Here is an 11,048-nt window from a genome sequence, read left to right as displayed (position 1 = left end):
GACCAGCGTAAGGCGGTATGGACGGATTTTACGCCAAGTCCGGGAGCTGCACCATATCATGGGCGGATCTATCGTTATTCTACCAAATATGCTGCTCCGCCGGCGGACAACGCCCCGGACGGATACAGCTATACCATGCTGCGACTGGGTGAGCAATACCTGATCCGCGCGGAGGCCCGGGCACAGCAAAGCAATACGGCCCTGGCGGCGAATGATCTCAATAAGATCCGGAAACGTGCCGGCCTGGCAAATACCACTGCCGTGTCTGCGCCTGAGCTCTTGACGGCCATTGCCCAGGAAAGGGAAAGGGAATTGTTTGCAGAATGGGGGCACCGGTTTCTGGACTTGAAGCGCAGGGGCGAAGCGGCGCAGTTCTTATATCCCATCCCGCCAATGGAAATAAAAAACGATCCTAACTTAATACAGAATCCTGGCTATTAGATCCTTTTAAACTTTAAACATAAAAACAATGAAACCTTATTTTTCAAACAGGGTAGGGAGAGGCTTTGCTCTTTTTTCCCTCAGCATGGTGCTTTTTAGCTGCACTGAACTCCCGGGCGACCCTGGAATTGGCCGGAAAAAAATGCCCGAATTCCAGGATGAGCTCCTGGGTAATGAAGCGACGATAAATCCGCATTCGTACAACGCCTGCGGATTAAAGTTTCGAACGGAAGAGGTCAATCTGGTCTCAGGCGCGAGCCAACAGAGGTTTGTTTCCGTTCCGCTTCCTGATGCTTCGATGGATTCCTCAGCACTGGTCTTGATCAATGGATTGAAACCTTTTGCTGGTATTTTAATGGCGCAATGGGCCAATAGCAGAAGGGGCGGTGTGATGATTGATCTCCGGGCTAAAAAAGGGCAGGAACGCCTGCAGGCTAATTATATGCTGGAAACACCAAATGCTTCTTCTATTCCTGTGGTTCTGATCTGGGACCGTGCTTCTACTTCCAGGGCCATGGCTGTACGTTCTGTACTTACAGACTTGCCATCGGTCAATTGTCGTAAACTCACCAATGGATTCTCTACTCACTAAACACTATTACAAATGAAACTGAAACAAAATAAACTCCAATATGCATTGCTCTGCATTTTCCTGATGGGCTCCATCGCGGGTTTTAGTCAGGAAAAGCCCAAGAAACATCGTAAATCAAAAGACATCGATACGGTGAAGGCCATTGTGGTCAAACCACCGGTGCCGGCAAAGATGATCAAAACCTATGCTTCGGTGATCAACAAGAACTTTAAAACGCAAAAGGGGCTTTTTGGTGTGCACAGGTTTAAAGACACAACCTATTTCGAAATTGCCGATACGCTGTTGAAAAGAGATATTATGGTGATCAACAGGCTGACTAAAGCACCCGGCGATTATGGCATGTTCCCTGGAGAGGAACTGGATGAAAAGACTATACAGTTTGAAAGAGGAAGTGATTCTACCATTAAGGTGCGTTTTAACCTGGTGGTGAGTGAAGCGGATTCCAGCAATGCCATCAGCAAAGCGGTGCGGAATGCGAACCTGAATCCTATCGTTGCTTCTTTTCCAATAAAGGCCTATTCCAAGGATTCTTCCAGCTTTGTGATTGATGTATCCAAGTTTTTGACGGAGCTTAATTTTGTAAACAGCATAGACCCGTCTGTTGAGCTGAGTAAAAACCTGACCGTTGTTAGCCAGAAGGATGTTTTCATTGAATCCATCCACGTCTATCCGAGTAATGTGGAACTGGCCATCAGAAAAAACATGGAATCTAAAAGAAAAGGGGACGCCCCGCAAACAACGGTGACCCTGGAAACCCATACTTCGTTTATTGCCTTGCCAAAGGTACCGATGCAAAGACGGTTCTTCGATCGCCGTGTGGGCTATTTTGCCAATCAGTATAAATCGTTCAGTGATGACCAGCAGCGGGCTGAGGTGAACGAATATATCGTGCGCTGGAGGCTGGAGCCTAAGGAGCAGGACATAGAGAAATGGAAAAAGGGGGAGCTGGTAGAGCCTAAAAAGCCGATTGTAATTTATATTGATCCTGCCACGCCTAAGCAATGGAGGCCTTTTCTGATCAAAGGGATTGAGGACTGGCAGGTTGCATTTGAAAAGGCCGGTTTTAAAAATGCCATTATCGGTAAGGAATGGCCTGAAAATGATACCACCATGCATATGGATGATGCCAGGTACTCGATGCTGAATTATTTTCCTTCTGAAGTAGCCAACGCGTATGGTCCACACATCAGTGACCCGAGAAGCGGGGAGATCATCCAGACACATATCGGATGGTATCATAATGTAATGGACCTCCTGCACAAATGGTACATGATCCAGGCTGCGGCCGTTGACCCGCAGGCCAGGAAGCCTAAATTTGATGAGCAGCTCATGGGCCAGCTGATCCGTTTTGTTTCCAGTCACGAGATTGGGCATACTCTTGGCTTGCGACATAATTTCGGTTCCAGCAGCCAGACGCCGGTAGATAGCTTACGGAATATCAATTACCTGAAAAAACATGGGCATACCGTAAGTATCATGGACTATGCACGTTTCAATTATGTGGCGCAGCCGGAAGATCATATTCCACAGGCTTTATTGTTCCCAAGGATTGGCGAGTATGATCAATGGGCAATTGAATGGGGGTATAAAAGTAGTCATGCTGCCAATTCGGAAGAGGATAAGACCATTGTAAGACAATGGATCGTAAACCGTACCAGTAAAAACCGAAGGTTATGGTTTGGTGATGGGGAGACGATAAAAGGCGATCCGCGTTGTCAGACAGAAGATCTTGGCGACAACTCCGCAAAAGCAAGTGTGTATGGCATCAGGAACCTGAAGCGGATCCTTCCAAACCTGCCGGCATGGACACATGAGAAGGGTGGTTTGTATGGTAGCTTAACGAGAAGTCATGAAGCTTTATTGGGCCAATACCAAAGATATATGGGACATGTGCTGAAGAACATCGGAGGTTTTTACCGCGACTATAAAAGTGAAGACCAGAAAGGTGAGGTTTATTCAGTTACCCCTAAACGTCTTCAGCAACAGGCGCTGGATTTCTTCAATAAAGAGCTCTTCAATACACCATTTTGGTTGCTAAATGCGGATGTGCAAAATAAGGCCCTTGATCCTTTCACGGATGAAAAACAGAATCTTACAGCGGCCAATGTTGTAGATGACCTGCAGATCAGGGTATTGAACAGTCTGTTGGATTCTCACCGTCTGCACCAGATGATCGCCAACAGCAAACGTTTCGGTGTAAAGGCGTATCCGGTAATGGAATATATCGGTGCACTGCACAGGGGCATTTGGAAAGAACTGAAAGCGAAAGAAGTGAAAGTAGATAATTACAGGCGCAACCTTCAAAAAAGCTACTTGGGTTCTTTAATTGATCTGATGACGGCAAAAGCCGTGGAGCAAACAGAAACTGATGCTTCGTCTATTGCCAGGGGGGAAATGGTAAACCTTCGTCAGGAGATTAAACTGGCTCTTCCAAAAACAAAGGACCTGCTAACCAGGTACCATTTCATGGACCTCGAAAGCCGTATTGCAAAGCTATTGAGTGTTAAAGGTTAAGAAATTGTTGTGAAAATATGATTTCCGATCTCGCTGGATCTTACAGATCCTGAGGCTTGATCTGGAAATCATATTTTCTTGGGTGCAGACCGGGGAGGGTGGTGAAGGGAAAACTTTGGTTATGTAGCGCAAGTATCTACTTGAGTGAGGTAATAACGTCACGTAGCTGTTAGGATTCTGTTGTGCTTAATGTTTTATTTGAGTTTGCACGTAAATCGGCATGGATATCCGAAAACTCCAGTGTAAAGGTTGTTCCTTTGCCGGGTGCACTGTTAAAGCTGATCCGGCCTTTCTGCATCTCTGTGTACTCTTTGCATAAGATCAAGCCCAGCCCTATACCTTTTTCATTACTTGTTCCATATGTAGATGTCGCATTCAGCTTAAAAAGTTCCTGCTGCCTTTCGGGAGGTATGCCCACTCCATTATCTGCAATATGCAACCTGACATGGCCGGGAATATAAGAATTGTATATCTGGATTTCCCCGCCCGTGGGCGTAAACTTTATGGCATTATTGATCAGGTTCCTGATCACGAGCTTAAGCATATCAAGGTCTGCGTGGAGTTCAGTCGACGGATCAATATTCACACTGATTGTGATCGCTTTTATATCTGCTGATGCCTGTTGTACAAGCAGGCAAGTAGATACCACTTCAGCCAGATTCAATCTCACCATATTTACAGTGGTGCCGCCATCCATTTGCGATTTTGTCCAGTTTAATAAGTTGTGCAACATTACCTGCGTATTTTTTGTCTCATTGAGCAGACTTTTTTCTAAAAAGCGACGCTCTTCTGTCGATAATCCATATTCATGCAGTATTTCGAGAAAACTAGCGATAGAATTAAGTGGAGAACGCAGGTCATGAGATAAAATAGATAACAGTCTGGTCTTTGAGTCGTTGGCTTCTTTTAAAGCCAGAGAAGCTGTTAATGCATTGTTCTTTTCTCGCTGATAACTGTTGATGAGGTAAGATAGTACCGCACCTATACATACGACCACGGATAAATAAGTTGTTGCTGTGTCCAGAAACAAATCGCTGCGCTTTGCATAGGTGACTTTAACAGAGTCGCTGTTGTAATATTCAACCAGCAATAAACCGCTAACGAAAGCGACATTGATCAGCATCCAAAATATATACTGTCGGGTAGGCATCACAGACAATGTAAAAATAAGGGAGAGGAGGAAAAGTATTAAGGTAGGACCGTGTATTCCTGAATTGATAAAGTAATTAAACACCAGCAGGACAGCTGTACCAGCGCTAAATAAAATAAAGCTAAGCTTTAATCGTCCAAAATACCGGGAATTGATGTACATCGCTACAATCACAATCCAGGCCATAGAAAGTGCTGCGTTAACCAATGGCACTTGTATGACGATATTGACCAGCAATGCCAAAGGGAGGCCGATCATTGCAATTACGCTTATTTCATGAAATATCCTGGCTTGGAGCGTTGTGCAAGCATTACTGCCGATCAATTTGGCATGTAGTTGTCTAATAGATTTAATCATCAAAGAGAATGGCCCATTTTTCAAGTAGTAAATTTAAAGAAAAATCTGATCAGTGTTACTGAAGTTTTAGATGGGCAAATAAATAAGAGTTTAAAAAACTACTTGTCCAATTTTTTGAGCAAAATTGCCTAATTTGGTATTGGATAATACTTCTATTGAAGAACAATAAATAAATCAAAATCATGAGCAAAATTATCTTTGATTGCGCAATATCACTTGACGGCTTTTTTGCAGGCGACGACAGGAGCCCAAGCAATCCAATGGGTGGGGTTTCACCAAAAATCCATGGCTGGATGTTTAAACAGAAAGCATTTTGGAAACACGTCAATATGGAAGGTGGGGAAGAGTATGGTGCAGATAGTAAATTAATTGATGATGTGTTTGAAAGAACGGGTTCTTACATTATGGGAAAGCGAATGTTTGAGGAGGGGGAGGTTCATTGGAAAGAAGATTTATATAAAGCAGATGTGTATGTTCTGACACATGAAAAACGTGAGCCCTGGGTTCAAAAGGGTACGACAACTTTTTATTTTATCAATGACGGAGTGCAAAGTGCATTAGAAAAGGCAAAGTTATCTGCTAAGGGAAAGGACATCAGGATACAAGGCGGGGCGAATACTATTCAACAATTTCTCAATGCAGGGCTTGTTGACGAATTTTTTATTCATATTGCTCCTGTTTTTTTAGGAAGCGGGATCCGGTTGTTTGACGGAATTGACAAAGACAAATATGATGTTCAGATTGTTGAAGTCATACCTTCAGACTTGACAACTCATTTAAGATATAAACTGACAAAGAAATAAGAAAAATTGCCACTAACCAGGTTTGCTGCAGTATACTATTGGGCGTAAACGAAAGAGATACTGTCTTTAACGATAAGGCCGCTCATGTTTTGACCAACATAAATAATGGTGTATTTGGCAGGTTTGGTGATGTCATATCCTTTTAAAAGATCAACTGTAGTAGAAATGCTGTCTTTAGAGTGTACAGTTATATAGCTGCTGGCCGGTGGTGGCATTACTCGTTTTGCCATTGCACCTTTATAGTTCACTTCTTCGCCAGACTCTGATTTCACATTCAGGTATTTACTTATGAATGGCTCAAAAGGTGTGTGCCATTTGCAAAAATGCTGTGTAGTATCGGCATTGTTGTAGACTGTGAATTTCAGCTGTACCGAGTCGCCAGCCTTAATGGTGTCTTTCACCGACATCTTTGCAAATAAAGCTTTTCCAACCGTGCTGTCTGCAGCTGTGCTATTTTGTGCAACATTGTTGTTCATCCCGCAAGATGAAAGAGTTAATATAAGGGCGGCAGATAGAAATGTGCTTAAGTTTTTCATAGCGTAAAAGTATCTTTTTTGGTTGACTTCTGTATTAACTTAATACGGTCTTAGCGGAGTTCATATTTAATCACTATTTTGTGGTATGGTTTTTTATTTTGGCTTTTGCGTATATTTTGCTAACTGATAAAAGGTCAGTAAGCTATGAAGAGTTAAAGCGGGAACCAGATGAATAGTAGAGTTTTAAAAAAAGTTTAGGGCAGTTTAATAATTAAAACTAATTCAGATGAAACTTAAAATATGTATTGCTAAAAAAACACTTATCTTTTATTCTATTATAGCTCCTTTTATCATTTACGGTTCAGCTTACAACTTGATCTGGGGTATAATTTTGCATAAAACTCCAACGATTAGACTTGGCGCTTTCAGTTTGCTAGGTTTTATAATATTTCCAGTACTATTGATTTACACTTATATAAACAATAAATGTATTATTACAACAGACAGTATGCGCATTGGAAAAACTGAATATAAATTTGCTGACTATGATTTTCAAATAACATCTAAAGAACTTGCATTTAAGGATAGGCCAATTAATTCACTGTTCAAAAAGAATTATAATTATTTTCTGATACAGGAAATGGCTACAGACAGAATAGTATTTGAAAAGGATTTAGATGTCTTCGAAAAAGATATTGAGAAGATTAAAAATGCATTTCCCGTAGGTAAATTAACTATTGATCATTGATCTGCAGATTTTTATTTGGTTGTGATCGTTCCTAATTTGGAATACTCGACATCATTTGGTTCCCATAGCTCTATCTTGTTTCCTTCCGGATCCATAAGGTGGACAAAGCTTCCATAACTGGCCTTTTCAACGGAGTCAGTCGGTAAAATACCTGCTGATTTCAATTTTGCTAATAGTTGAACTAAGCCTTCCACGCGGTAATTGATCATGAATTGTTTTTCTGAAGGCTGGAAATATTTGGTCGTTTCCTTAAAGGGGGCCCACAAAGTAAATCCTTTCTTGGTACTGTCCATACCCTGGTGCCACTCGAAGTTCGTACCGCTTTGCACCATACGCATACCCAGGTTTTTTTCATACCAGACTTTGAGCGCTGCTGGATCCTTGGCTTTAAAAAAGATACCACCAATACCTGTTACCCGCGGTCCGCTATTGACAGGTCTGGTAAAATGGCTAAGTCCATAGCCCAGCAAAAAGGCAAGACAAAGCAAGCTGATCATTGTAATCTTTTTCATAACATTTGGTTTGTTCCTTAAATATAATAATAAGTACTCAAAAAATCTCCAGTCGCTTAGTTGGCAAATGTTCTTAAATATTCATAAGTTGGGAAATAAAAACAGACATTAAGATATATATGACAAGGATTATTGAAACGGAACGGCTTTATTTTAGGGAATTAGTAGACACCGATGTTGAGGGTGTTTTTAGTTTAGATTCTGATCCTGAAGTACATCAGTATTTGGGACAAAATCCAATTAGAACGATTCAACAGGCAGAAGATGCAATAAAATTTATTAGGCAACAATATATTGACAACGGAGTTGGGCGTTTGGCTATAATTGAGAAAGAAACAAATGATTTTGTAGGATGGGGAGGTTTTAAATTAATTACTGACTTAACCAATGGCCGTAAAGACTATCATGATTTGGGCTATAGATTTATAAAAAAGGCATGGGGAAAAGGTTATGCCACTGAATCTTCAAAGGCTGTAGTGGAATATGGTTTTAATGAACTTAAACTTCCTGTAATTTATGCAATAGCCGATATAGGTAATTTGCAATCTCAAAAAGTTTTGAAAAAATGTGGTTTTATAGAAAAGGAGGTGTTTAATTATGACTCTGTTCCACATTATTGGTATGAACTTTTAAATATCGAGTAACATTTGTTGGGTTAAATGATCTTAATATAGATTCATTCATAAACCTAACAAACTATATTCCAGATGAGAAAAACCATTACTCTGCTATCGCTGGTTCTGTTTTTTGCCAGCGGGGCTTTTGCCCAAAAGAAGAAAAAAGCATTAGCGGCTGATTCTTTAAAGAAGGTTCAGGCAGCTCCCCCTAAACCTAGCATTAAGGAAAAGATCAAATCCAGTAAGAAAATTGACGGTCTTTTTGCAATGTACAGAGATACTATAACAGGTAGTGTTCAGATGTATGTTAAAAAAGATCAGTTGGGTAAAGATTATATTTACCAGAGTTTTTCGATGGGAGGACCAACTACTTTGTTCCTCAATCAAAATATGATCAGAAACACCTGGTTATTCTATATTCAAAAATCTGATGATAAAATTGAGCTTCTGCAAAGAAATACAAACTTTTATTACGATAAGTCAAATCCTGTAAGCAAAGCAGCCAATGTTGACGTTTCGGATGCTGTTTTTTATAGTGATAAAGTTGCGGCGCAGGATTCTCTTGGGTATTTGATTTCGGTTGACGGTCTTTTTCTTGGAGACAAATTGGATCCGGTTAAGCCGGTTTTCCCTCCAACATTGCCTCCGGGTGCCATGTTTAATCTTGGGAACTTAAATATCTCTAAGTCGAAATATCAAAAGATACGTTCATTTCCGGGAAATACAGATGTAGTGGTAGAGCTTGCTTACGATAATCCCATGCCTCTGAATGGCGGGGGAAAAGACATCACTGATGCCCGCTATGTTAGGGTTAAAATGCAGCATTCTTTTCTTGAAGTACCTAAAAATGATTTTCGCCCACGTCGTGATGATCCAAGGGTAGGTTATTTTGGCAGCGAAGTAGATAATCTGACTTCTTTGTCTTCAACGCCATATAAAGACTTTATCAGTCGCTGGAATCTTAAAAAGAAAGATCCATCAGCTGCATTGAGTGAGCCGGTTGAACCGATTGTTTTCTGGATTGAAAATACGACTCCATTGGAGTATCGCCCGATTATAAAAGAGGCAGGCGAGAAATGGAATGAAGCATTTGAGAAAGCTGGTTTCAAAAATGCAGTTGTTATGAAACAAATGCCAGATACGGCTACCTGGGATCCGGCTGATATTGCCTATAATGTAATTCGCTGGGTATCCTCAGCTTATCCTTCCTATGGTGCTATAGGGCCAAGTTTTTATAATCCTCTAACAGGTCAGATTTTAGGGGCTGATATTACGGTAGAGTGGCGTTCTGGTGCTGGTACAGTGGTTACTGATGATTTGTTTAATGGTGGTAATTCGGCTTTAAAATTGCCTTGGGAAAATCCTGCTGAAGCTGTTTCGGGAAAGTTAGCACAGGTAAATGGCTTTGATAAGAACCATATGGCTTCTTGTGCATTGGCGCAGGAATTAACTATGCAGTATCAGGCTGGTTTAACGGCTATTGAAGCGCTTGATGCGGGCATGCCTGAGGCTAAAAGGGCAGAGACGATCAAGGAAATGCACAAACAGTTTTTGTATTACCTGATCATGCATGAAATGGGCCATACACTGGGGCTTAATCATAATATGAAAGCCAGTCAAATGCTAAGCCCTGCGCAGATGAATGATGTAGCGCTTACCCGTAAAATTGGATTACAGGGATCTGTAATGGATTATCCGGCTGTAAATGTGAGCAGTGATCGCAGCAAACAGGGTGATTATTATACCACTAAAGCAGGGCCTTATGATTTATGGGCTATTGAATATGGTTATACTCCATTTAGTGAGTCAGAAGAAGAAGCTGGATTAAATAAAATTTTAAGTCGCAGTACTGATCCACAACTTGCTTTTGGTAATGATGCTGATGATATGCGTAGCCCGGGTGGGGGCATAGATCCTCGGGTAAATGTGAATGACCAGACCAATGATATGGTTGCTTATGGTGAAGACAGATTTAAGTTGGTGAACACGATGATGCCAAAGCTGAAATCGCGTTTTAGCAGAACAGGTCAGAGTTACCAGGAGTTGCGTCAACGTTACCTGCAGCTTAACAATCAGCGTTTAGGCATGGCTACTGCAGTAAGTCGTTATATTGGTGGTGTTTATGTGGACAGAAGTTTTGTTGGACAAAAGACAGCAACTGCACCGTTTACGCCTGTTTCTGTGGCTTATCAGAAAAAAGCAATGGCGCTATTGGGTAAATATGTGTTTGCTCCGGATGCTTTTGATGCGGATAAAACACTATTTCCTTATCTTCAGGTTCAAAGACGTGGATTTGGATTTTTTGGTACTACTGAAGACGTTAAACCTCAGAATATTTTCGTCTCTATACAGTTGAATACGCTTGCCCAGCTCTTGCATCCAACTACCTTGAGCAGAATAAACAACAGTGGGCTGTATGGGAACACCTATTCTGTTGCGAATGTAATGAGTGATTTGTCTAATGATATTTTTGCAGCAGATCTTAAAACAAATGTGAACCTGTTTCGTCAAAATCTGCAAACTGAATTTGTAAAGGCTTCTGCAAGTATTGTTTCTGCACCCGCAGGGTATGATAATGCAAGTAAAGCTGCAGCACTTTATACATTAAGAAAGATAAAAACTCAGCTTGGTGGTGCTGTTTCGACAAATGAGCAAACAAAGGCTCACCGTGCAAACCTGGCTTTCTTAATTGATAAAGCTTTAGTGGTTAGATAAAATTTCTAATACGGTATAAAGAAGCCCGGTTCCATATGGGACCGGGCTTCTTTATAATCTGCAGAGACAGAAATCGATAAAAATTCGAAATTTTAGTTGTGATCTGCGAGTGTTTGTGATATT

10 protein-coding genes are annotated in these 11,048 nt (G+C 41.2%); 7 read left to right on the top strand and 3 right to left on the bottom strand.

Features of this window, described 5'->3' with window-relative positions:
- The 3 genes from VNZ46_RS11735 to VNZ46_RS11725 all read left to right on the top strand — a co-directional run.
- The coding region (locus tag VNZ46_RS11735; protein ID WP_325560335.1) for a RagB/SusD family nutrient uptake outer membrane protein at positions 1 to 441 on the top strand (441 nt) is incomplete at its 5' end.
- Between the two features lie 28 nt (positions 442 to 469).
- On the top strand, positions 470 to 1,033 hold the full coding sequence (locus VNZ46_RS11730; RefSeq protein WP_325560334.1) for a hypothetical protein: 564 nt from the start codon (positions 470 to 472) through the stop codon (positions 1,031 to 1,033).
- A gap of 12 nt (positions 1,034 to 1,045) precedes the next feature.
- Positions 1,046 to 3,547 (top strand): zinc-dependent metalloprotease, encoded by a 2,502-nt coding sequence (locus VNZ46_RS11725; protein WP_325560333.1) that lies wholly within the window; start codon positions 1,046 to 1,048, stop codon positions 3,545 to 3,547.
- 169 nt (positions 3,548 to 3,716) lie between these two features.
- Here VNZ46_RS11725 and VNZ46_RS11720 read toward each other — a convergent pair whose 3' ends face one another.
- Complete coding sequence (locus VNZ46_RS11720) at positions 3,717 to 5,054, bottom strand: HAMP domain-containing sensor histidine kinase (protein ID WP_325560332.1); 1,338 nt, start codon at positions 5,052 to 5,054, stop codon at positions 3,717 to 3,719.
- Between the two features lie 182 nt (positions 5,055 to 5,236).
- Here VNZ46_RS11720 and VNZ46_RS11715 point away from each other — a divergent pair, with 182 nt between their 5' ends.
- A complete protein-coding gene (locus VNZ46_RS11715; RefSeq protein ID WP_325560331.1) occupies positions 5,237 to 5,857 on the top strand; it encodes a dihydrofolate reductase family protein in 621 nt (206 codons plus the stop codon).
- 35 nt (positions 5,858 to 5,892) lie between these two features.
- Here VNZ46_RS11715 and VNZ46_RS11710 read toward each other — a convergent pair whose 3' ends face one another.
- Positions 5,893 to 6,393, bottom strand: a complete 501-nt coding sequence (locus VNZ46_RS11710; RefSeq protein ID WP_325560330.1) for a protease — start codon at positions 6,391 to 6,393, stop codon at positions 5,893 to 5,895.
- A 226-nt stretch (positions 6,394 to 6,619) separates the two neighbouring features.
- On the opposite strand from VNZ46_RS11710, the gene VNZ46_RS11705 reads away from it, so the two are divergent.
- Entirely contained in the window at positions 6,620 to 7,081 is a 462-nt protein-coding gene (locus tag VNZ46_RS11705; protein ID WP_325560329.1) for a hypothetical protein, read from the top strand.
- Positions 7,082 to 7,092: 11 nt separating this feature from the next.
- Here VNZ46_RS11705 and VNZ46_RS11700 read toward each other — a convergent pair whose 3' ends face one another.
- Entirely contained in the window at positions 7,093 to 7,593 is a 501-nt protein-coding gene (locus tag VNZ46_RS11700) for a VOC family protein (protein ID WP_325560328.1), read from the bottom strand.
- Positions 7,594 to 7,712: 119 nt separating this feature from the next.
- Here VNZ46_RS11700 and VNZ46_RS11695 point away from each other — a divergent pair, with 119 nt between their 5' ends.
- Together VNZ46_RS11695 and VNZ46_RS11690 are read left to right on the top strand one after the other, a co-directional pair.
- Positions 7,713 to 8,237, top strand: a complete 525-nt coding sequence (locus tag VNZ46_RS11695; protein WP_325560327.1) for a GNAT family N-acetyltransferase — start codon at positions 7,713 to 7,715, stop codon at positions 8,235 to 8,237.
- A gap of 63 nt (positions 8,238 to 8,300) precedes the next feature.
- Positions 8,301 to 10,925 carry a zinc-dependent metalloprotease gene (locus VNZ46_RS11690; protein ID WP_325560326.1) on the top strand — a complete coding sequence of 875 codons (2,625 nt, stop codon included), beginning with the start codon at positions 8,301 to 8,303 and terminating at the stop codon, positions 10,923 to 10,925.
- The last annotated feature ends 123 nt before the right edge of the window (positions 10,926 to 11,048 follow it).

This window comes from Pedobacter sp., from assembly GCF_035566355.1.
Lineage (GTDB): Bacteria > Bacteroidota > Bacteroidia > Sphingobacteriales > Sphingobacteriaceae > Pedobacter.
This window is presented reverse-complemented; position numbering and strand designations above follow the sequence as displayed.

Bases quoted from the DNA above. Each gene is read 5' to 3' on its own strand.
- VNZ46_RS11720 (WP_325560332.1), bottom strand. From the start codon at position 5,054: ATGATTAAATCTATTAGACAACTACATGCCAAATTGATCGGCAGTAAT.
- VNZ46_RS11730 (WP_325560334.1), top strand. From the start codon at position 470: ATGAAACCTTATTTTTCAAACAGGGTAGGGAGAGGCTTTGCTCTTTTT.
- VNZ46_RS11695 (WP_325560327.1), top strand. From the start codon at position 7,713: ATGACAAGGATTATTGAAACGGAACGGCTTTATTTTAGGGAATTAGTA.
- VNZ46_RS11690 (WP_325560326.1), top strand. From the start codon at position 8,301: ATGAGAAAAACCATTACTCTGCTATCGCTGGTTCTGTTTTTTGCCAGC.
- VNZ46_RS11700 (WP_325560328.1), bottom strand. From the start codon at position 7,593: ATGAAAAAGATTACAATGATCAGCTTGCTTTGTCTTGCCTTTTTGCTG.
- VNZ46_RS11715 (WP_325560331.1), top strand. From the start codon at position 5,237: ATGAGCAAAATTATCTTTGATTGCGCAATATCACTTGACGGCTTTTTT.
- VNZ46_RS11725 (WP_325560333.1), top strand. From the start codon at position 1,046: ATGAAACTGAAACAAAATAAACTCCAATATGCATTGCTCTGCATTTTC.
- VNZ46_RS11705 (WP_325560329.1), top strand. From the start codon at position 6,620: ATGAAACTTAAAATATGTATTGCTAAAAAAACACTTATCTTTTATTCT.
- VNZ46_RS11710 (WP_325560330.1), bottom strand. From the start codon at position 6,393: ATGAAAAACTTAAGCACATTTCTATCTGCCGCCCTTATATTAACTCTT.